Source organism: Planctomycetota bacterium, from assembly GCA_016872555.1.
In the GTDB taxonomy this organism is placed as follows: Bacteria; Planctomycetota; Planctomycetia; order Pirellulales; family UBA1268; genus F1-20-MAGs016.
Genome location: VGZO01000007.1, coordinates 97,851 through 118,985, shown reverse-complemented (window position 1 = coordinate 118,985; position 21,135 = coordinate 97,851). Strand labels below are relative to the sequence as shown.

13 protein-coding genes, 2 tRNA genes and 1 pseudogene are annotated in these 21,135 nt (G+C 69.6%); 7 read left to right on the top strand and 9 right to left on the bottom strand.

The annotated features are described in order from the left end of the window. Positions 1-915: 915 nt before the first annotated feature. A complete protein-coding gene (locus FJ309_04100; GenBank protein ID MBM3953788.1) occupies positions 916-1,608 on the bottom strand; it encodes a helix-turn-helix transcriptional regulator in 693 nt (230 codons plus the stop codon). A gap of 23 nt (positions 1,609-1,631) precedes the next feature. Further along, a complete protein-coding gene (locus FJ309_04095; protein MBM3953787.1) occupies positions 1,632-2,093 on the bottom strand; it encodes a hypothetical protein in 462 nt (153 codons plus the stop codon). A gap of 359 nt (positions 2,094-2,452) precedes the next feature. Between FJ309_04095 and FJ309_04090 the strand changes: the two genes are divergently transcribed. Continuing rightward, complete coding sequence (locus FJ309_04090; protein ID MBM3953786.1) at positions 2,453-3,211, top strand: site-specific integrase; 759 nt, start codon at positions 2,453-2,455, stop codon at positions 3,209-3,211. Between the two features lie 36 nt (positions 3,212-3,247). Here FJ309_04090 and FJ309_04085 read toward each other — a convergent pair. Further along, positions 3,248-3,320: transfer RNA gene (locus FJ309_04085), tRNA-Arg, on the bottom strand. Between the two features lie 176 nt (positions 3,321-3,496). After that, positions 3,497-4,840, bottom strand: a complete 1,344-nt coding sequence (locus tag FJ309_04080; protein MBM3953785.1) for a serine/threonine protein kinase — start codon at positions 4,838-4,840, stop codon at positions 3,497-3,499. A 173-nt stretch (positions 4,841-5,013) separates the two neighbouring features. On the opposite strand from FJ309_04080, the pseudogene FJ309_04075 reads away from it, so the two are divergent. From FJ309_04075 to FJ309_04065, 3 genes and pseudogenes are all read left to right on the top strand, one after another. Then, positions 5,014-5,259, top strand: a pseudogene (locus tag FJ309_04075) (hypothetical protein). A 2,390-nt stretch (positions 5,260-7,649) separates the two neighbouring features. After that, positions 7,650-8,723 (top strand): hypothetical protein, encoded by a 1,074-nt coding sequence (locus FJ309_04070; protein MBM3953784.1) that lies wholly within the window; start codon positions 7,650-7,652, stop codon positions 8,721-8,723. Between the two features lie 16 nt (positions 8,724-8,739). Further along, a complete protein-coding gene (locus tag FJ309_04065) occupies positions 8,740-9,477 on the top strand; it encodes a leucyl/phenylalanyl-tRNA--protein transferase (GenBank protein ID MBM3953783.1) in 738 nt (245 codons plus the stop codon). A 6-nt stretch (positions 9,478-9,483) separates the two neighbouring features. On the opposite strand, the gene FJ309_04060 is transcribed toward FJ309_04065, so the two are convergent. The 4 genes from FJ309_04060 to FJ309_04045 form a co-directional block, all read right to left on the bottom strand. Then, positions 9,484-11,373 carry a hypothetical protein gene (locus FJ309_04060; protein ID MBM3953782.1) on the bottom strand — a complete coding sequence of 630 codons (1,890 nt, stop codon included), beginning with the start codon at positions 11,371-11,373 and terminating at the stop codon, positions 9,484-9,486. Between the two features lie 205 nt (positions 11,374-11,578). Continuing rightward, on the bottom strand, positions 11,579-13,096 hold the full coding sequence (locus tag FJ309_04055; protein ID MBM3953781.1) for an arylsulfatase: 1,518 nt from the start codon (positions 13,094-13,096) through the stop codon (positions 11,579-11,581). Positions 13,097-13,142: 46 nt separating this feature from the next. Next, a complete protein-coding gene (locus FJ309_04050; GenBank protein MBM3953780.1) occupies positions 13,143-14,705 on the bottom strand; it encodes a serine dehydratase in 1,563 nt (520 codons plus the stop codon). Positions 14,706-14,746: 41 nt separating this feature from the next. Then, positions 14,747-15,673, bottom strand: coding sequence for a hypothetical protein (locus FJ309_04045; protein ID MBM3953779.1), 927 nt, complete (start codon positions 15,671-15,673; stop codon positions 14,747-14,749). Positions 15,674-15,977: 304 nt separating this feature from the next. On the opposite strand from FJ309_04045, the gene FJ309_04040 reads away from it, so the two are divergent. Then, positions 15,978-16,826, top strand: coding sequence for a hypothetical protein (locus FJ309_04040; GenBank protein ID MBM3953778.1), 849 nt, complete (start codon positions 15,978-15,980; stop codon positions 16,824-16,826). Between the two features lie 129 nt (positions 16,827-16,955). Here the strand turns inward: FJ309_04040 and FJ309_04035 are convergent, their stop codons facing one another. Beyond that, positions 16,956-19,544 (bottom strand): hypothetical protein, encoded by a 2,589-nt coding sequence (locus FJ309_04035; GenBank protein ID MBM3953777.1) that lies wholly within the window; start codon positions 19,542-19,544, stop codon positions 16,956-16,958. 284 nt (positions 19,545-19,828) lie between these two features. Between FJ309_04035 and FJ309_04030 the strand changes: the two genes are divergently transcribed. Beyond that, the gene (locus FJ309_04030) at positions 19,829-20,614 is read left to right on the top strand and encodes a redox-sensing transcriptional repressor Rex (protein ID MBM3953776.1); all 786 of its coding nucleotides are present in this window, start codon (positions 19,829-19,831) and stop codon (positions 20,612-20,614) included. A gap of 79 nt (positions 20,615-20,693) precedes the next feature. Further along, positions 20,694-20,764: transfer RNA gene (locus FJ309_04025), tRNA-Gln, on the top strand. The last annotated feature ends 371 nt before the right edge of the window (positions 20,765-21,135 follow it).

Here is a 21,135-nt window from a genome sequence, read left to right as displayed (position 1 = left end):
TCTCAAGCGAGACACTTCCGTGAAAAATTGCTCGATTCGGGGCAAACGACTCCAAGCAGGCTGGTGTAACGATGTCTTGGAAGGAATTCTGACGGGAAAACAGGCCGATTAAGATGCGATTGCCCTGCCATGGGAGCCAGATGACCCGCCTCTGAAACTCGCGATTTACCGAAGGGCTGTTGCTTTATCCAGGATCGCCCTGACGCTGCTCAAGAACGAGAAGACCGCCAAGCTCGGACTGAAGAACAAGGGCCTTTCCGCAGGCGGGAGCGACGACTACCAGCTCAAAGTCCTTTTCAGCCTTTGACATATGGTGCGATCGCCCTGAATGCAGGCCATGCACGCACCGTCAGGAATCGTTGTCGACCCACATCTGTAAGATGTGGTGATCTCCATGGTGGCGGGCGTCTGGCACGATCTCGAATCCCATGCGTCGCCAGAATCGCAAAGCGCGATGGTTAGACTCGTGAACGTAAACAACAAGACGGCCCACAAGAGAGTTACTACCATTCTGCCGCAGCATGGCTATGGTTTCGGGAACCTCGGAGAGTAGGTACTGAAAGATTCGTTCAGAGTAGTGAGGCGATGCCGAGTGTTGGGATCCTTAGAACGGTGCCGTGACACCAAACATAGGAATCAAAAGGACTGTTCTGTAATCGCCGCGAGGGGGCGGCCAAGGTCGGCGGGAGACACCAAGCGAGCCAACTCCAACGATTTGATTGTCTTCAGACTCAAATAGCCAAACTCTCGTGCCGCGTTCCATGGACCCCTGACAGTCCGAGCCAAGCAGCCATTCGGTGACAAGGTCACCGTAGATTCCCTCTCCGAAAGACACTCCCGCCAAACGTTCTCGCTCTCGCTCCGAAAAATCGACCGCGTAAAGCGCTGGCAAGTCCTCAGCCATAAATTGGTGCCTCAGCGAGTGCGCTTTGGCAAGGTCTGCGGGCGTGCTGTCGGCCTGTTTCGAGGCGCATTCTCGTCAAGAGCCTTGGCTTCGGCCTCGCTCATGGGTGTGTCGTCAACTTGGGCGGCCGAGATCGCATCGAGCATTGAGCTGAGCTCGATATCGGGCCAAAGTTCGGATGCGGAGACGTTCATGGCAGAAGCCAGCTTGAAAATAGTTCGTTTCTGTGGACGGCACTTACGATTGAGCATCTGGGAAATCGCCGGCTGCGAACATCCAATGAGCTTAGCCAACTCTGTCTGGCTGATGCACTTGGCGTGCATGAGTTTGCTCAACCGTTCAGCGAAAGCGGCTTCCTGGGATTTCATTTTCTGGACTTCATTCGCGAGGGCGGGGAACCGTGACGCGGCTCCGCTCTCGGAAGCCTGCAAGTCCATTCCGTACTCACCGCATTCATCGGACCTCGGAAACAGCGCGTCTGCCAATGTCATGCCTGCGCGTTGCTTCTCGGCAGGCGTTAGGGAAGGATCATTCAGCACTCCTAGCATTTCGAGAGCAACCTTCCTGACGTCGTCGGAACACTCCAAAAGATGACGCAGGAAACCTTTGCCTTCTTGACTTGCCTGGAGTTGCTGGATGAGTAGGTGCGGCAGGTCCGTAGGCGACAGCGATAGGTCCCGTGGGGTGTCTGTTGATGCAGGCATGTTGTTGCCTCGAAAGTGGTTCGCTATTCGGCCCAGAGCGTGAGCCTGTTGTGAGCGATAGCGGCGCGGCCTTTCAAAATCGTCTTCATCGGTCCGGAGATGTTTTCATCCAGACGAAGAATCGCGATGATGCATATCGTGCCATTTGCGGGGGAGTCGAGTTGCTCGCAAAAAACGATCCGATACCCGGGCCCGCAGCCTAGATCATCGGTCACAATGGCTGCATGAAGTCCTGTATCTTCGATGCTTTCGATGTCTAAGTCGGCGACGCCGCGTGTTTCAGGCTGCCAGGCAGCGAGTTTCTGGGCATGCCTTCGAATCTGCGCACGAGCGGCCAGTCGACGCAGCACCAAATGATGCATGTCCTGAAAGGCTACGAGGCTAATGCGAACAGCACGTTCGGGTACCCCGACCGAGTCTTCCGGGGCCTCTGCTGATTTATCGGCCATGTTCATAACAGAAATATACGCAATTTGCTTGGCCAATCAAGGACTGCGTGGTGTCGTGGCAAAACGTGACGCAACCCCATATGCACCATGCGCTTGCGGTGAGTCGTGGTGGCGGTTCGGCCCCTGGCCGCACGCTCGCGGCATTGCGAAAGGCATGAGCCCGGCTGTTCTGGGGCGGTTATGCGAGCTTTTTTCGGCGGATGGCGCCGGGAGCGGCCGAAACCGGTTTGAGCGTGGATTGGATCGTCAGGGCGGTGCCGCCAGCCGACGAGATCTCGAGAGGGTGCGGGCGGTCCATGGCCAGCCAGTCAGGCGCGGGCCCGGCTCGTGCTCGAGGAGTTCTTCGGCAAGGAGCGGACGCTCGCCGCGATTAGCGATGGGGACGCGACGCCTACATGCGGTGGCTCCTCGACAAGTTCGCACCAGCCTCGGCCTCCGTCGATTTGCGGCGGGCGCGGCAGTTCCTCAAGGCCGCCGTCGGGTCGCGGTTGATTCCCGCCAATCCGTTCGCCGACATCGCCTGCGGCACGCAGGAGAACGACTCGAGGATCGTCTACGTGCCGGCGGAGACGATAGAGAGGGTCATCGCCGCGTGCCCCGACGATGATTGGGCTCTGGTCTTCGCGCTGCCGCGATACGCCGGCCTCCGTTTCCCCAGCGAGGTGGCGAATGTCAAGTGGGACGACGTCGACTGGGAGAACGCCCGGTTCACTGTTCACGAGCCGAAGGTGGAGCACCACGCCGGCCGCGGCACCCGCGTCGTGCGGATCTTCGCCGAACTCAGGCCGCACATCGAGCAGGCCTACCGCAATCGGAAAGAGGGGGCCGTGTACGTCGTCCCGCGCGTCCGCAGCACGACGAACGTCGCCACGCACGCCAAACGGATCGTGGTGACCAAGGCCAACGTCGAAGTCTGGCCGAAGCTGTTCGTGAACCTACGGGGTAGCTGCTCCGACGACCTCGAGCGGCGCGGGATCCCCGAGAAGGTGATCAACGCGTGGATCGGCAACTCGGCCCGGATGCGGCGCCGGCACTACCATGCGGTGCGACCGGCGGACTGGGAGGCGGCGACCGGAATTCCGGCACCAAATCCGGCACCATCAACGCCCGTCAGCGGGGTTCAGGAACCGTCACACTGGCACGAATCCCGCTAAAAATCGCTGGACGTCCTGAATGCGGCTCAAAAAGACTACCCCCGGCAGGGATCGAACCTGCGACCTACGGTTTAGGAAACCGTCGCTCTATCCACTGAGCTACGGGGGCGTCGAAGCGGCGCGGCAGGAAGCCGCTGCCGGTCGCGGTCGCCGCGGCAGCGGTGTGCCATCGGATGGAGCATACCGGTGAAGCGCGGCGTGGGAAAACCACGTGGTTCATTCGTCGGATCGCCGCGCCGTGGCAGGCGCGCGTGCGTTGAAAGTCTCGCTCACGGCAACCGTCTCTCAGGGGGCCGCGGCAGTGGCCGGCGGTGGGCCGATCCGGTACAGCGCCGTGTCGGTGCGGATGAACAGCGCACCGTCGGCGACCGCCGGCGTCGCGAAGATCCGGCCGTCGAGGACGTTTTTCGCCTCGAGCCGGAATGCGCGCCCCGTGGCGAGGACGAACGATTCCCCCTCGCGGTTGCAGGCGTAGATCCGCCCGCCGGCGACCAGCGGCGAGGCGCAGAAGTTGCCCCCGAGCCGTTCGCTCCACAGGATCTCCCCCGTCTTCGCGTCGAGGCCGGTGGCGATCCCCTTGTCTGCGACCATGAACAGTTCGTCACCGACGACCAGCGGCGAGGGAATCGTCGGCACTCCTTTCCTGACGCGCCACGCGATCTCGGGCACCGGGGCGCCGGGCCGGATGGCGAGCAGCTCCGGCTGCATGTAGCCGGTGATCACGTACAGCAGGCCGTGAGCGGCGACCGGCCTCGGCACCGTCGAGAACCCGAGGACGCCGTAGGCCAGCTTCCAGTCCTCGCGCCCCGTCGCCGGATCGTAGCCATACAACCAGTCGGCGCCGGGCGAGACGACGATGTCGCGGCCGCCGAGGTCCACGACCAGCGGCGTGCCGTAGGCTTTGCGGAGCTGCGGATCATCGCGCATCGCGCCCGACCGCGGCGTCCGCCAGGCGATCGCGCCGGTGGCGGTGTCGAAGGCGACGACCTCCTGCCGGTCCTTGCCGTCGCAGTGGACGACGAGCCTGTCGCGCCACACCACCGGCGTGCTGCCAGGGCCGTTCTCATGGTCGAGGCGCACCTCGCGCGAGCGCCACGCGACGTGCGCCGTCGCCGTGTCGACGGCGGCGGTGCCGAAGTCGCCGAAGTGGCAGAACAACCGCCCGCCGGCGATGACCGGCGACGGCGAGGCGAAGGAATTGAGCGCGTGGATCGGCTGCGGGTCGGCGACGGTGAACAGCTCGACGTCGTGGAGCATCCGCCCCGTCGCCGCGTCGACGCACAGCGCGTGGAGGGTGACGGTGCCGGCGATGGCCAGGGGTTCGCCGGGGGCCCGCCCCGCGAGGTGGCGCTGGCGCTGCTCCGCGGTCGGCTCCCGTTCGACCGCGGCGGTGAGCCAAACCCGACCGCCGGCGACGACCGGCGACGACCATCCGCGCCCCGGCACGACGGTCTTCCAGGCGACGTTCTCCGTCTCGCTCCACCGCACCGGTAGCACCGCGGCACCGCCGTGCCCCTGGCCGTCGGGGCCGCGCCACTGCGGCCAGTCGGAGGCCGGAGCGGACGCGGTCGCGAGCAGGCCCACCAGCGCGACGGCGACCGCGGGGGGAGAGCTTGTGAAACGTGGCATGCGGCGGCCTCCTGGCGGACGGGCTCTTTTGTAGCTGGAGCGGGGGGGCGGAGAGAGGGGGACCGGCTCGCCCTCGGACGCCACTCCCAGCTCGGCTTGCCCGGCGGCGTGGAATCGGACAAGGTGGTGGCTGGTGGGGTCGGTCGGCCCCACCGGCAGTGGGAGGGGTGGCGATGAAGGCACGGCGCGGCGGTCGGGGATTGTTCGGGGCGCTGCTGGTGGCAGCGGTGGCGGCGGTCGCCGGCGCCGGCGAACTGCGCACCTGGCGCGATGCGACGGGGAGCTTCTCGCGCGAAGCCGAGTTCGTCCGGCTCGACGGCGACGTGGTCGTGCTCCGCCTCGAGGAGGGGCGCGAAATCCGCGTGCCGCTGGCGAAGCTCTCGGCAGCCGACCGGTCGTACGTCGCGAACCTCACGTCGCGTCCTGCCGAGCCGAAGCCCGACGCCGCCAAGCCCCCCGAGCCGCCGATCGGGACGGCGGCAGCCGAAGCGCAGGCCAAGCCGTACGTGCGGATCACCGTGCGCAGCTATGCAGCGCTGCTCGAAGCCGGCACCTATCTGGGCGAAGCCCTCCAGCAGCCGCTGGTGGCGATGGCGCTGCCGGGGGCGATGGCGGCCGCGACCGGCGGCAAACCGCTGGCGGGGTTCGACGTCAAGCGGCCGCTTGTGGCACTGATTCCGGTGGTCGACGGCAAGCCGACGGAGATCGTGGTCTTCCTGCCGTTCAAGAGTGCCAAGCAGGCGCGCGACACGCTCAAGTCGATCTTTGCCGGGAGTCGCGAGGTCGACGGCCTCCTCGAGATGACGCTCCCCGGCGTGCCGCAGCCGGTGCTCGTCCGCTGCGACGAGGAGCACGCCGTGCTGTCGACGTCGGCCGCCGCGCTCGCCGCGGCACCGGCACCGGGCGGCACCGCGCCCACGGCCGACATCTCCGTGCGCGTCAACTACCAGACGCTGTCCGCCGAGTACGTTGCCGCGATGATCGACCAGGCCGCGGCGCTCGAAGCGGAGCAGCGGAAGCAGCTCGAAGCCCAACTCGGCTCGATGCCCGGGGCCGCGCAGGCGCTGGCCGGCGGGCGGTGGGCGTTCGACGCCGGAATGGATGCGTCGCGCACGCTGACCACCGACGCCGACTCGTTCCGTCTCGACCTCACGATCGACAAGAAGGGCAGGAAGCTCGCCCTCGACATGGCCCTGCTCGCCAAGCCCAGCTCGTCGCTGGCCGACATGATGGACGGCTTCGCGGCGGTCGAGAGCCCGTTCGCCCCGCCGTCGGGGGCGGAGGTGCTCGACTGTGTCGTCTCGGTGCCGCTCAACCAGAAGGCCCGCGACCTGATCGCGACCACCGTCCAGCCCGCCTTCGGCAAGGTCCGGGAACTGATGGCCCCGCTCGCCGCCCAGCCCGGTGGCGAGACGGCCGTGCGCGCCGTCGAGGCGGCGATGGCGGCTGCGCGCGAGGTGCTGGCCGGAGACCGGCTCGACCAGCGCGTGTCGTTGTTCGCGGCGCAGCAGGGGGGGATGCAGACGCTGGTCGTGGCCCACGGCGCGAAGGCGGCGGCGTTCGGCAGCGCGTTCGAGGCAGCGGTCCGGGCGCTGCCGCAGGTTCCGGGGATGACGATCACGCCGGGAGTCAAGGAGGGGCCCGGGTTTCGCAGCCATTCACTCACTCCGGCATCGGGCCCGACCGGTGTCGCGCCCGGCGGCGGACCGATGCACCTCGCCTGCGGCACGCAGGCGCTGGCGCTGACGATGGGACCGGAGTCGTTGGCGATGGGGGAGTGGGCTCTGGCCCAGCAGGCTGGTTCCGCGAAGCGCGCCCCGATCGTGCTGCGGATCGACCCGGGGCGCCTCGCGCCGCTCATGCCGGCCGCCACCCAGTTGGCTGCCGTGCTGCCAAGTGCCACCGGCGCCGCGCCAGCGGGGACCGGCGCGGGGGGCGACAACTACTCCAATTCGCCGCGCGGCCGTGCCGACGCGGTCGGTCAGGCGGCGCAGGGCGCGGGGGGCTACCCGGGGGGCGGGGGCGGTCCGCCGGGAGGAGGCGGCTATCCCAGCGGTGGCTATCCCGGCGGGACGCCGCCGGCCGGCAGCGGTTATCCGTCCGGCGGCGGAGTTCCGCCCACCGTGCCGCCGGCGGGCAGTGGCTATCCCGTCGGCGGCGGGTTCCCGTCTGATCCCAACGGAATCACTCCCGGAGCGCCCGCGGCCGGCGCCGCGCTTCCTGGAGGATTGGTTGACCTGCAGGTGAAGCCGATCAAGCGGGGCATCCAACTCGACCTCGACGTCGACGACGGCGCGCTGCGGGCGATCGGAATGTTGCTCGCCGCGGGTGCGGCCGGACTGCCACGCGGTGCGATCCCGTCGCCGGGCGGGCCGGGTGGTCCGCCGGCAGGGTATCCCCAAGGGGGCCTCGCCCCCGCCGCGGCACCTCCCGCATCGGGTCCTCCGCGCGGGCCGGCGACGATCCCGCCTGCGGCCGGCGTCGGCCCCTGACTGTCCGTGGACAAACGCCCTCCGAGGCCAGTGTCCCCGCAGGCGACCGCGGGAAACGCCAAGGTTCCCGGGTCGCCAGCGGCGGCATCATCAGTTTTTCCACGAGCTCCCAAGGCGGAGTTCGGGCGACCGCACCGCCACCGCTCCCTCACCCGCTTCCGCAGCCCACCTGGCCGCGGCGGCAGGGTTTCTCCAGGTTTCGCCGTTTCCGCCGCGGCTCCACGTTCGTGCGTCGTTCCTCATGCCTCAGGCCGAGGGTGACGAATATTCCGGGTGTGCCGGGTGTGCCGCCAGGAACGGACGGGGGGACGACTGGAATGACGCTCACGTCAGCCGACCGGCTCGGTCAGCCGCGCGGTCGGGCCGGCGGCCCACGGTTCGTCGTCCTCATGCTGTCGCTGCTGGCCGTTCCGGCCGCCAGCGCGCAGTGGCCGCAAGCCGACCCGCGCCAGTACGTCGTCGCCGAGGCGCTGTTTCTCCAGAAGAACAACGCCGCTGTCGATCGGTCGCTGGTCGTCGATGCGACCGCGCCCGACGCGCCGCTGCTCACCGCCGGCGACACGCAGAGCGTGATCGGCACCGGTGCCCGGCTGGCGTACGGCGAGTACGCCGCCGACGGCCTCGGCTGGGAAGCGGGCTGGCTCGGTGCCTGGGGGATGGACGCCGACTCGACCATCGGCAGCGCCGCCGGCACGCTCCAGGCGGCCGGCGAGTTGGGCTTCACCTCCGCCGGCCTCTCGGGGGGCACGCTGGCGAGCGTCTCGACCGCCACGCAGCTCAACACGGCCGAACTCAATCTGCTGTTCCACGCCTACGACGGCGGCTACGACCGTTCGTCGCGCTATCCCTGGCAGCGCTGTGACTGGTACGCCGGTGGGCAGTGGGACTGGATCGTCGGATTCCGCTGGGCCGGTCTCGAGGACGCGGCGACGCTGGGGATCGTCCCGGCGGGGGCGCCGGCGCCGAGCACCTACGGCGTCCAGGCGTCGTCGAACTTGTTCGCCGGCCAAATCGGTGCCCGTGGGCGGTGGAATTGGCAGCGCTGGGCGGCCGACTTCACTGCCAAGGTCGGCCCGGCCGGGACGTCGCTGCGGCAGTCGCAGCGGTTCTTCGACCAGCTCGCCCCCGACGATCCGTTTCGGACGGCGCGCGCCTCGACCGACGGCGACATGGGGATGATTGCCGAGATCACGATGGGAGGGGTGTGGCGGATCACCGACGTGTGGGGACTCCGCTTCGGGTACGACCTTCTCTGGCTCACCGGGGTGGCGCTGGCTGCCGATCAATTCGACCTCTCGGCCAACGTCGATCCCCAGGCTGGAACGGCGATCAGCACGACGGGGAGCGTGTTCTTCCAGGGCGCCCACCTTGGCGTCGAGGCGCGCTGGTAGGCGACTGTCGCGCGGTATGCTGTCGCGCGTGGTGCCGCGCGTCCCCCATCCCCCCGTCGAGCCGCCGCGCTCGGTCGTCCGCTTCACCGACCCGCGCCGCGGCTCGCGCGAGAACGCCGGCGCCGTGGCGGTCGGCTGCGATTTCTCCCCCGGCACGCTCTTGGCCGCCTACCGGCGCGGGATCTTCCCCTGGCCCGATGGCAGCGTCGCCGACGACGACGGGGAGCCGCTGGTGATCTGGTGTTCCCCCGACCCGCGTTGCATCTACCCGTTGGGCGAGACGGTCCACCGCCCGCGCCGTTTCGACCGCACGCTGCGGCGGCATCCGTTCGCCGTGACCGTCGACGAGGACTTCGCCGGCGTGGTGCGGATGTGCGGCCAGACGCGCCGCGGCGACACCTGGATCATCCCCGAGGTCGAGCGCGGCTATGGCGAGCTCCACCGGCTCGGGTGGGCCCACAGTGTCGAGGTCTGGGAGACCGGGGTCGGCGGGCGTTCGCTCGTCGGCGGCATCTACGGCGTGGCGGTCGGCGGGCTGTTCGCCGGGGAGTCGATGTTCCACACGCGCCGCGACGCCTCGAAGATCGCCTTCGCCTTCCTCGTCGACCGGCTCCGGGCCCTCGGCTACGGCCTGTTCGACGTGCAGGTCGCCAATCCGCACCTCGTGCGCCAGGGCTGCGTGGAGATCCCGCGGCGGGAATACCTCACGCGCCTCGCGACGGCGCTCGAGACACCGCCGCCGGCCTGGAGCTGACGGAGGTCAGGTCGTCTCCAGCAGCGCCACGTCGAACACCAGCGTGGCGTTGGCGGGGATCGAGCTTCCGGCGGGCGGGTTGGTACCGTAGGCCAGGTTCGCCGGGATGACGAGGATCCGCCGGCCGCCGACCTTCATCGACTGGATCCCTTCCCTGAACCCGGCGACGACGCCGGACAGGTTGAACGATGCACCGGTGTTGCCGTCGAACTTCGTCCCGTCGATCAGCCGACCCTCGTAGTCGACCTTGACCGTCGCCGAGGCCGAGCTCGGGCTGACGCCGGTGCCGACGATCACCTCGCGGAACTTGAGCCCGGACGCGGTCGCCTGGAACACCGCCGACTGGACATCGTTGACCAGCCGCGACTCGGCGCTGGCGACCCGCGTCGCGCCGGCCCCGGAGGTCGTCGACCCCTTCGGCGCCCCGAGGACCGAGACCTGCTGGACGGCGGTGCCCACCGCGGAGGCCTGCGACAGCTGGATCGAATCGATCCGGGCGTCGCCGTCGATGTCGATGCCGGCGGTCGTCACCGGACCGCGGCGGCTGGAAAGCGGCCGCGCGGCGAAGGCGGTGAACGCCGGCGCCAGCAGGGCGTTGGTGGCGCTGCCGACGCGGCCGTCGTAGATCTCGACCTGCGACGTGCCCCCTGACCCCTGGGCCGCGATGATATCGGGGATGGCGTCGGGATCGACGCGCCCCGTCGAGACGCTCAGCCCGCCGCGGAACGCCGCCGTGAACGGCCGGATCGAATCGACGACCGCGGGCGTCGCCGCCGACAGATCGACGACCTGCACCAAGGGCGCGACCCCCGCCCCGCTGGCGACGACCAGCTCGGCCTTGCCGTCGGGGCGCGAGGCGTCGACGACCGCGCCGGAGGCGAACGTGCCGAAGTCGGCGGCCGACAGCGACACGCCGGTGAAGTTGCCGGGGATCGACGGCGTGAACGACTTGGCGAAGGCCAGACCGCCGGCGGCAGTCGCATGGTAGACGCGCACCTCGCCGGCCCCGCTCGAGCGCGCGAAGGCGAAGTCGTCGCGGCCGTCGGCGTTGAAGTCGGCGACGGCGACCGCCATCCCGCGCCGCTCCCCGGTGCCGAACGGTGCCAGGGAGTAGCGCGGATCCTTGACGAGCGTGACCGCACCGGAGTCGCTCACCTCCTGGCGGAGGACCACGACTTCGGCCACGCGCCCCACGCCGGGGGTGGCGACGATCTCCGGCTTGCCGTCGCCGTCGAGGTCCCCGATCGCGGTCCGCACGCCTCCCTTGAAACCCGGCTCGAAGGCGAACGCCGTCGTGCGCGTGCCGCCGGTGGCCGGGTCGAGGAGGCGGACGATCGAGGTGCTGGCGTAGGCGGCGTCGTTGGTGGCGACGACCGACTTGGGGACGAACCGCAGCGTGGCGACGGCGGTGTTGTCGGCCGTGTTGCCGTCGCCGGCGAGCGACGCGTTGGCCGAGTTGACGAGCGCTCCGGTGGCGTTGGCGCCGATGGCGCCGGTGATCGTGAACCGCGCCGAACCGCCCGCCGGCATCGTCACGGTGGCGCCGATCGCGCCGAACCCGCTGGCCGGGCCGGTGGCGCCGCCGGCATAGGTCGCCTTCCAGTTGGGCGACGTGATCTGACCCGACAGCGACGAGGTGAACTGGGCGCCGGTCGCGGCGGCGTCGCCCTTGTTCACCAGGTCGAAGGTGATGCTCGTCTGCGACCCGGGCACGTACCAGGCATCGGCCTCGAATACACTCACGGCCAAGTCGGCGGCCAGGGCCACGCGCCGCTCGAACAACTCCAGGCCGTGGAGGCCGGCGGCGTGGACACCGCAGCCGAGGCGGTCACGGCGGCGGAGCGGCCCGCGGCGGCGCCCCGTGACACGGCGGGGCCAGGAGAGGGAAAAGCGCATCGTGGGATCCCCGGAGGTGACTTCCTCTACGGTCAGGCCTACCCCGCGGTTCGCCCGGAGTCAATTTTCCGGGCGAAAAACGCATTTCCCGGTGCCGCGGGAGAATGCCCGCCAACGTTCGTCGGCGTTTCCGTCGCGCGCCGTGGAGTCGAACCGCGGACTGCCGCCGGACCCCGTGCGAGCCGCTGCCGACCGGCCGCGGTGGCTACCGGCCACCGGCCGTGAGCCGGTCGCCGACGATCTCACGGAGCCGGCGCCTCAGGTCGGCGACGCGGTCGGGTTCGTCGGCGTAGCGGTTGTGCTTCTGGGCGAGGTCGGTACGGAGGTCGAACAGTTCCCCCGGCTGGCCGTGAGGCGTGTCGCCGCGCTCGGAAACGTACCAGTCGGGGACCTGGCTGATGCCGCCGCTCGGCCCGTCGATGAGCACCCAGTCGCCAGCGCGGATCGCGTAGCGGCCGGCGGCCGTATTGTGGATCAGCGTGGTGCGGCGCGAGGGGCCCGTGCCGAGCAGGCACGCCCGTTGGTCGAGGCTGTCCTCGGCCGACCCCCCCGGGACCTCCGCACCGACCAGCGCCGCCAGCGAGGCGAACAGGTCCATCTGGGCGACGAGCCCTGGTTCCACCCGGCCGGCCGGCACCCTGCCCGGCCAGCGGACGACCAGCGGCACGCGGTGGCCCCCCTCCCAGAGGTCACGCTTGAGGCCGCGGAGCGGCCCCATGCTCCGGTGGCCGAAGCGGCGGATCCGCTCGTAGGCGTAGCGCTCGGGGCCGTTGTCGGAGGAGAAGATCACGATCGTGTCGTCGGCGAGTCCGGCCGCCTCGAGGGCGTTGAGCACCGCCCCGACCGCGGCGTCGGTCTGGACGACGAAGTCGCCGTAGCCGCCGGCGCCGGACCGCCCCGCGAACTCGACGGTGGGCACGATCGGGGCGTGCGGCGACGTGAATGGAAAATAGAGGAAGAACGGCCGGGCGGCCGACTGCTCCCCGATCCACGCCACGGCGCGCTCGGTGAGCCGGGGCATGACGGCGTGGAAATCCCAGCCGGCGACGGCCGGACCGGCACGGCACTCCCAGTTCCCCTCGGCGGTCTCGGCCGTGATCGCGAGATCGACGGTGGGGGGGAACGGCAGCCGGTCGTTCTCGAACCACGCGTAGGGGGGAAAGTTCGGGACGTCGTCGCCGAAATAGGTGTCGAACCCGTGGTCGAGCGGACCGCCGGGGATCGGCCGCGACCAGTCGAAATCGCCCGGGCCGAACACGCGGTTGCCCTTCTCGACGCGCGGCTCGGCGCCGGGGCGGCGAATCGCCTCCCAGTCCCAGCCGAGGTGCCACTTGCCGATCGCCGCCGTGGCGTAGCCCTTGCCGCGGAACAGTTCGGCGAGTGTGAGCCGCTCGGCGTCGAGGATCGGCGGGTCGAAGGCGTTGACGATCCCGTGGAACTTGCGCCAGTGGGCGCGGCCGTGGAGGAGCGCGTAGCGGCTCGGCGTGCAGACCCCCGACGAACTGTGGGCGTCGGTGAACCGCGTTCCTGCCGCGGCGAGGCGGTCGAGGTGGGGGGTGGGGATCTTCGAGTCCGGATTCTGGCACCCGAGGTCCCCGTATCCGAAGTCGTCGGCGTAGAGGATGACGACGTTGGGGAGGCGGTCGGCGGCCCGGGCCGGTGTGCCCCGCGCCACCCAGAGTGCGGCGAGCAACGTCAGCAGGGGCCATGAACGGATCGGCATCGGTCGATCTCCCCGCCTCGAATTCCCGTCTCGACGTGGCGTCAACTCACCCGCAGCCGCAGCCGTTGCTGCCACAGCCGGCACGGCCGCCCTCCAGCCGCGCCTGGATCGCCAGCGACGTCGGCGTGATCGACAGCCCTCCCAGCCCGGTGCAGCGCAGCTCGCGGGGCATCTGGTTCCCGACCCGCCGCGCCGTCTCGATCACCTCGTCGAGCGGGATCACCTCGTCGAAGCCGGCCAGCGCCATGTTCGCACAGGCCAGGGCGTTGGCCGCGGCCATCACGTTCTTTCCCAGGCACGGCGCCTCGACGCGGTTGGCGACCGGATCGCAGACCAAGCCGATCATGCTCTGCAGCGCCATCGACGCCGCTGCCAGCGCCCGCGGCGTCGGCCCGCCGGCGAGGGTCACCAGGGCCGCCGCCGCCATCGCCGCCGCGGCCCCCCCCTCGGCCTGGCAACCGCCGACCTCCGCGGCGAACGTCCAGGCGGTGGCGATGAACACGCCGACGAGGCCGGCGGCGAGGAGGGCACGGGCGATTTCGTCGTCGCCCTTTCCCATCCGCTCGGCGACGGCGATCACCACGCCCGGGAGCGCCGCGCAGGCACCGGCCGTGGGCATCGCCACGATCACCCCGAGGGCGCTTTTCACCTCCATCAGTGCCGTGACGTAGAGCACCGTCCGGTCGAGCGCCCCGCCGTCGAGCAGCCGACCGGCGGCGAGCCGTCGGGCGAACTCCCCCGACTGGTGGCCGAGGACGCGGTCGGCGTGGTCCGTGCCGGCGATCCCCTGGGCGATCGAGCGCCTGAGGATGCGGACGATCTGGTCCATCATCTCCAGCACGCGCCCGGCGGACAGGGTGCCACGCTGGCATTCGTAGTCGATCGCATGGTCCGACAGCGGCAGGCCCCGGCCGGCGTCGGCGGCCAGCAGGGCGGCGGCGGTCGAGAACGGGACCCGTGCCGAGCGGCGCGTGGGCACGGGGAGCACCGGTGCGAGGCGCCGCACCAGGGTGCCGTCGCCGGGGACGATCCCGAGGCCGTCGTCGGCGACGAACCCCGCCGCACTGGCCTGGACGAGCCAGCCGCCCCCCGCCGCGGCGCCGCGCGCGTGGAGCCGAACCGCGTCGATGTCGGCTGCGGCGGCCAGCCGGGCGCGGATCCGCTCGGCGACCGCGCCGTCGGCGTGCCAGACCAGCGTTTCGTGGGCGTCGCCGGCGAGCGCCAGCGCGAAGCCGTCGATGTCGACGACGTCGATCATGCCCCCGCCGGTCGAGATCGCGCGGAGGGTGTGGTGGCGCCCGTGGCCGGCCAGCGCGAGGCGGTAGGTGGCGGGGTGGGGGTCGCCGACGTCGACTGTGGCGAACTCCAGACGGCATCCCGCGGCCGCGAGGGCGGCGGGCGACTCGGGGAGGCCGGCGGCCGTGCAGTCCCAGCCGAGCAGCCCGCCGCACAGGCCCATGTCGGAGCCCTGCGACCGGTACGTCGTGGGGAGCGACCCGGCGCGGTCGAACTCGACGCGCACCGTGTCGGGGGTGCCGCCGAGGAGATCGCGGGCGATGCGTCCGATCCGCAGCGCCGCGGCGCAGTGCGAGCTCGACGGGCCGCGCATCACCGGGCCGATGACGTCGTTGAAGATGCTGACCGCCGCCATCATGCCCCCCCGAGAAACCGGCCGAACCACGCGCTCGTCCGCTCCCACATCGCCGTGGTGAGGGCGTGGCCGACCCCCGGCTCGATGAACGCGGCGAACCGGTCGGCGGCCCCAGCGGCGCGGTACGCGGCCGCGATCGCGTCGACGCCGTGGCGCGCCTCGGCGATCGGGCTGCCCGAGTCGGTCTCGCCGAGGTTGAGGAGCAGGGCGCGGGGGGCGACGAGCGCCGCGATGTCGGGCGTGTCGCCGTGGGCGTGGATCCCGGGGATGAAGTTGGGAAAGCAGTGGAGGATCTTCGTGCGCTCGATCGCGGCGTAGGTCGGGAGGCAGCAGTTGCCCACGAGGCACACCAGGCGCTCCTCCCACGGCCCCACCAGCCAGGTGTGCGTCGAACCCATCGAGTGGCCGAAGCAGCCGATCCTGTCGGCGCGGACGTCGGCGCGGCCGCAGAGGTAGTCCACCGCCCGGCGCATGTCGAGGATGTTCTTCCAGGCCATGCACTTCCCCGCCACCGTGAGGCGGAGGAACTCGAAGCGCTCGAAGTCGCCGTTCGCGAGCGTCGCGTCGCGGCGCTCCTCGAAGCACAGGGCGTCGGGGCAGAGGACGACGTAGCCCTCGCGCACCAACTTCACGCCGACGTGCTGCGCGGGATCGCCGGCGAGGCCGGCCGGCTCGCTCTTGCCGAGATGCCACTCGCCGTTGTGCTGGTGCCAGACGCAGACGGCGGCGGCCGGGCGGCCGGCGTCGACGCCGTCGGGCACCAGCACGAGCGCCGGCACGCGGTCGCCGGGTTCGACCTGATAGTCGATCCGCTCGATCCGGTAGCCGTCGGCGCGGGTCGTCTGCCCGACCTGCGGCTCGAGCGGGCAGGGCTCGGGCCAGGGCCCGCCGAGGCAACGGAGCAGGTGGTCGCGGAACGTCGGCATCGAGGAGTCTGCGGCGCTGGCGCGGGCCGGAGCCATTCCCAGCACCGCGACGCCCGCGGCAGTGGTGGTGAGGAAGTCGCGGCGGGCGGGGGGGCGGTCAGAGGACGGCATCGGCGGAATATACGCCCCGCCGCCCACCTGCCGGGGTGGATCTCCGACGAAGCCGGCCGGAGCACCGGGAAACCTCGGCAAGGTGCCGGAAAGATGACGCCGCCGCCCGTCCGGGTGGGGTCGTGGTGCCGACTGTTCCGAATCCTCCGGTGGTGACGGGGTGCAGAAACCGCCAGATACGGAGGGTGAACCGATGCGGGTCCATTGGATGGGGTGTCTGACCGCTCTCATGGTAGCGCTCGTCGCGGCCGGCTGCGTTCCGCGGACGTTCGTGCGCAAGAACCCGCCACCGACCGACAAGGGGATCCGCTACTACCGGCCCAAGCCGTACCTCAAGCTCGCGCCGTTCGTGAACACGGTGACCGGTGAAGCCTCGACAACCCAGGTGGCGATCGATCTGGTCTACCTCCCTGATTTCAGCGAGGAATACGCGATCCACGCCCGGAGCGGCTTCGGCATCAACAACACGTCGATCTCGCTCGACCAAGGGTGGAACCTGACCGGTCTCGACGTCCAACTCGACAGCCAGACCGACGAGAACCTGACGGCGCTGGGGTCGCTGATCAGCAGTCTCCCTGCGGGCGCGGCGGGCGCGCGGATGGCTGCGGGCGGAGAGGGTTTCGTCGTCAACGCCACCAACGTGCCCCTCGGCTTCTACGAGGCGGTCCTCGGCGAGGGGCCCTGCGGCAAGCAGCTGTACGGGTTCCGCTACGTCGGCTTCATGCCGTTCGCCACCTGCCCGACGTCGGGCTGCGGTGGCCCCGAGGGATTCGACTGCCACACCGGCGGCCAGGAGCTCTACGGGCTGGTGTTCGAGAACGGCGTGATGACGTTCAAACCGATCGCCGAGATCGCCCGTGGCGCGGCGCCGGTGAACGTGATGCGCAAGCAGGCGACGTCGCCGGCGGCCCGCGAGGCCGGTGGCGACACGGAGTCGATCGCCCGGCCGGCGGCCCGTGAGGCCAACGGCGTCGCGCCGGTCATCCCGGGCCAGCAGGCCGCCGGTGCCGGAAGCGCCGCACCCGCGCCTCCACGGCAGTGAACGGGCTGAGGCAAAAAAGAAGCGGCCCGGTCCTGCCGGACCGGGCCGCTCCACTCCCAATCGTCCCGCCCGTCCCCACCGGCCGGCCCGCAGGCGCATGCCGGGGGCAGGGGCGTCAGCATCGAAGGGTCACTGGCAGACGGGTTCCTCGCGGTAGACCGTCATCGGGACGCGCTGCGTCACGGTGTACGGCACCCGCTTGGGCACCATCCGCACCACGTCGATGGTCTTCGTCTCGTGCACAGGCCGGACCGTCGTCACCGGCACCTGGCGGGTGCGGGTTTCGCGGACCATCGTGCACACCTTGTAGGGCACTTCCTTCGAGCACTGCTCGGTGACCATCCGGCAGACCCGCTGGGTGCACGTCTTGACGCGCTGCTCCTTCTCGATCCGGCAGACCTTGTAGGTGCAGGTCCGGACCTGCTCCTCGGGGACCAGCCGGCAGACCTTGTAGCAGCAGGTCTTGACGCGCTGCTCGGGGACCATGCGGCACACCTGGTAGGTGCGCACACGCTGCTCGGGCACCATCCGGCAGACCTTGTAGCAGCAGGTCTTGACGCGCTGCTCGGGCACCATGCGGCAGACCTGGTAGGTGCAGGTCCGGACATGCTGCTCAGGGACCATGCGGCACACCTGGTAGGTGCGGACGCGCTGCTCGGGCACCATGCGGCAGACCTGGTAGGTGCAGGTCCGGACATGCTGCTCGGGGACCATGCGGCACACCTGGTAGGTGCGGACGCGCTGCTCGGGCACCATCCGGCAGACCTGGTAGGTGCAGGTCCGGACACGCTGCTCGGGGACCATGCGGCACACCTGGTAGGTGCGGACGCGCTGCTCGGGCACCATCCGGCAGACCTGGTAGGTGCAGGTCCGGACGCGCTGCTCGGGGACCATGCGGCACACCTGGTAGGTGCGGACGCGTTGCTCGGGCACCATCCGGCAGACCTGGTAGGCGCAGGTCTTGACCCGCTGCTCGGGCACCATCCGGCAGACCTGGTAGGTGCGGCAGCGCTGCTCCGGCACCATCCGGCAGACGGTGTAGGTGCAGGTGCGGACGCGCTGCTCGGGGACCATCCGGCAGACCTGGTAGGTGCGGCAGCGCTGCTCCGGCACCATCCGGCAGACCGTGTAGGTGCAGGTCTTGATCCGCTGCACGGGGACCATCCGGCAGACCTTCTCGCAGCGCTTCTCGACGACGGTCTCACGCTCGTGGCGGACGCACTGCACTTCTTTCTCGCGGATCTCGGTCACCCACCGCTTCTTGGTGACCTGGCGAGGCGGGCACTGCTCCTCGACGCGGCGCACCTCGCCGGGCTGGTAGACGCACTTGCACTGGCATTCGTCCCACACCCAGCAGCCCGGCTCGCGGATGCAGCGGGTGATCACCGGTCCGGGGATCTCGCAGACCTCGGTCTCCCAGCGGCCGCAGTGGACCTGCACGGTCTTGGTGTAGTGGACCGGCTTGCAGATCGTCTTGCAGACGTCGCGCTCACGGGTCTCCCACACCGGCTTGCAGACGGTGTAGGGGATCTCCTTGGTGCGGGTCTCCTGGACCGGCTTGCAGACGGTGTAGGTCTGCTCGCGGGTCTCGTACACCGGCTTGCAGACGGTGTAGGGGATCTCCTTGGTGCGGGTCTCCTGGACCGGCCTGCAGACGGTGTAGGTCTGCTCACGGGTCTCGTACACCGGCCGGCAGACCGTGTAGGGGATCTCGCGGGTCATCGTCTCGTAGACCGGCTTGCTGACCGTGTAGACCTGCTCACGGGTCTCGTACACCGGCCGGCAGACCGTGTAAGGGACCTCGCGGGACATGGTCTCGTAGACCGGCTTGTTGACCGTGTAGACCTGCTGGCGGGTCTCGTAGACGGGCTTGTTGACCGTGTAGGGGACTTCGCGGGACATGGTCTCGTGGACCGGCTTGTTGACGGTGTAGACCTGCTGGCGGGTCTCGTAGACGGGCTTGTTGACCGTGTACGGGATCTCACGGGACATGGTCTCGTAAACGGGCTTGTTGACCGTGTAGACCTGCTGGCGGGTCTCGTAGACGGGCTTGCAGACCGTGTAGGGGATCTCGCGGCTCATCGTCTCGTAGACCGGCTTGCAGACGGTGTAGGGGATCTCCTTGGTGAGCGTCTCCCACACCGGCTTGCAGACGGTGTAGGTCTGCTGGCGCGTCTCGTAGACCGGCTTGCAGACGGTGTAGGGGATCTCCTTGGTGAGCGTCTCCCACACCGGCTTGCAGACCGTGGTGCGGATTTCGCGCTGCCGCGTCTCCCACACCGGCGTGCAGACGGTGTAGGGGATCTCCTTGGTGATCGTCTCCCACACCGGCTTGGTGAGGGTGTAGTTCACCGTCCGGGTGCGCGACTCCCACACCGGCGTGCAGACCGTGTATTCCTGTTCCTTGAAGGACGTTTCCCTCTCAAAGCGGATGCAGTCGATTTCGCGCTGCTCCACCTGCCGCTCGGAGACGGTCTTCCAGCAGGTGAAGTCACGGTTCTCGAACACCACGTCCCGGACCAGCCGCGTCGGGCTGCACGGGGCGTCGATGACGGGGTCGTCGGCGGGCGTCGGTTCGCCCTCGATGCAGGGATCGGCGGCGGAAAGCGCCGCGGTCCCGGCACCGTCGGCCGGCATGTCGGCGAGATCGGCGCGGGCGGCGGCCGCCCATCCGATCCCGGCGACAAGCAGCAGACAGGCTGTCCACGTGGTCTTCATGGCTGCTTCCTCTGGCGAGGAGGTGCTCCTGAGCAAAGAGTGGTTCGGGTGGAAACGATGGGGAGTGGGGCCGGCGCGGTCCGCCGGCACGCCTAGGAAACCATCGGCCACAAAAACCACGCAGATTGACCAAAACACGCAGCCAGCACCGTTTTTCCAGGGCACCAGTGGCCGGACATTCGGCACAGATTGACATCCCGGACCCGCGTTCGTTGCGGGTGACGGGGGCGGGTCGGTAGAGTCGTGCCGATTCGGGGGGATGACACGCGCACCGCATGGCCGACATGAGCGACACGCGACCCCCAGCCGGCGAGCCCCCTTCGGACGTCTCGGTGCCGAAGGTGGTGGTCAGCCGGTTGAGCCTGTACCTCCGCGAGCTCCAGCGGCTCCAGGCTGCCGGTCAGCAGACGATTTCGTCGGGGCAACTCGGCACGCTCCTGGGGTTCAGTGACGCCCAGGTGCGGAAGGACCTCGGTTTCTTCGGGCAGTTCGGCTACCCGGGTGTCGGCTACCGCTGCGACGAGTTGATCCGGGCGATGCGCGACATCCTCGGCACCAACCATTTCTGGCCGGTGGTGATGGTCGGCGCCGGCAACCTCGGGCAGGCCCTGCTCGGCTACCGCGGCTTCGGCCGGCAGAACTTCTCCATCCAGGCGGTGTTCGACGCCGACCCGGCCAAGGTCGGGCAGGTCATCCAGGGCTTGCCGATCCTCCCGCTCGCGGAGTTGCCGCGGATCGTCCGCGAGCACGGCATCCGCCTGGGGATGATCGTCGTGCCTGCCGACCAGGCCCAGCAGGTCGCCGACCGGCTCGTCGCCGCGGGGGTCGAAGGGGTCGTCAACTTCGCCCCGGTGACGCTCGCCCTGCCACCGCAGGTCCAGGTCGTTTCCGTCGATCTGGCGATCGAGTTGGAGCAACTCTCGTTCGCGGTCACCAACCGGCTGGTGAAGCCGGGGGAGACCGCTGCCGCCGGCGGTCCCAGCGACGCGCCCGCGACGACCGCAGCCGGCGACGGATCAACGCCCGGAGAGCTGCGGACGGGGTCAGGCGGCGAGTCGTCACCACGATGAGCGACGGCTCGCGTGGCCAAACCGTTCGCCGCCCGGTCCGGCTGCCCCGCCTGCGGGTATCATGCGTCGAGACGACGACTGCCCGGTAGTGTAACGGTAGCACAAGGGATTTTGGTTCCCTTTGTCTAGGTTCGAATCCTAGCCGGGCAACTGTCCAATCGAGCCGGTTCCCGCTCGCTGCGGCGACTGCGTGGGACGATTCGCACCATCCACGGCGGCCCATCACGGTGCTGTCGGCTCCAAGGCACGCGGAACCGTGGGGCAAATTGCCCCACGTCGACAGTTCGCCTTTCTTGCCATCGCGAAAGCAACGCGATGACCGACGGCCGGGCGCCGCTGGTTTTCAGTTGAAACACTGCCGTCTGGCAGCGGTTCGCTCCGGCAGGCGCGCACCGGCCCCGGCGGACGTTCCGTTTGGCCCGCGATTTGCCCCCCGGAGCGTCTTTGCTCCGGACGCCGCCTGTCCGCCGCGCCCGGAGTCCGCGCGAAGACGCCGTGGAACGAGTCCCGCGAGGGCTCGG

Excerpts from the sequence above, each read along its gene's own strand:
- FJ309_04070 (MBM3953784.1), top strand. The coding sequence starts at position 7,650 with ATGACGCTCACGTCAGCCGACCGGCTCGGTCAGCCGCGCGGTCGGGCC.
- FJ309_04050 (MBM3953780.1), bottom strand. The coding sequence starts at position 14,705 with ATGCGCGGCCCGTCGAGCTCGCACTGCGCCGCGGCGCTGCGGATCGGA.
- FJ309_04040 (MBM3953778.1), top strand. The coding sequence starts at position 15,978 with ATGCGGGTCCATTGGATGGGGTGTCTGACCGCTCTCATGGTAGCGCTC.
- FJ309_04045 (MBM3953779.1), bottom strand. The coding sequence starts at position 15,673 with ATGCCGACGTTCCGCGACCACCTGCTCCGTTGCCTCGGCGGGCCCTGG.
- FJ309_04060 (MBM3953782.1), bottom strand. The coding sequence starts at position 11,373 with ATGCGCTTTTCCCTCTCCTGGCCCCGCCGTGTCACGGGGCGCCGCCGC.
- FJ309_04100 (MBM3953788.1), bottom strand. The coding sequence starts at position 1,608 with ATGCCTGCATCAACAGACACCCCACGGGACCTATCGCTGTCGCCTACG.
- FJ309_04080 (MBM3953785.1), bottom strand. The coding sequence starts at position 4,840 with ATGCCACGTTTCACAAGCTCTCCCCCCGCGGTCGCCGTCGCGCTGGTG.
- FJ309_04065 (MBM3953783.1), top strand. The coding sequence starts at position 8,740 with ATGCTGTCGCGCGTGGTGCCGCGCGTCCCCCATCCCCCCGTCGAGCCG.
- FJ309_04035 (MBM3953777.1), bottom strand. The coding sequence starts at position 19,544 with ATGAAGACCACGTGGACAGCCTGTCTGCTGCTTGTCGCCGGGATCGGA.
- FJ309_04090 (MBM3953786.1), top strand. The coding sequence starts at position 2,453 with ATGCGGTGGCTCCTCGACAAGTTCGCACCAGCCTCGGCCTCCGTCGAT.
- FJ309_04030 (MBM3953776.1), top strand. The coding sequence starts at position 19,829 with ATGAGCGACACGCGACCCCCAGCCGGCGAGCCCCCTTCGGACGTCTCG.
- FJ309_04055 (MBM3953781.1), bottom strand. The coding sequence starts at position 13,096 with ATGCCGATCCGTTCATGGCCCCTGCTGACGTTGCTCGCCGCACTCTGG.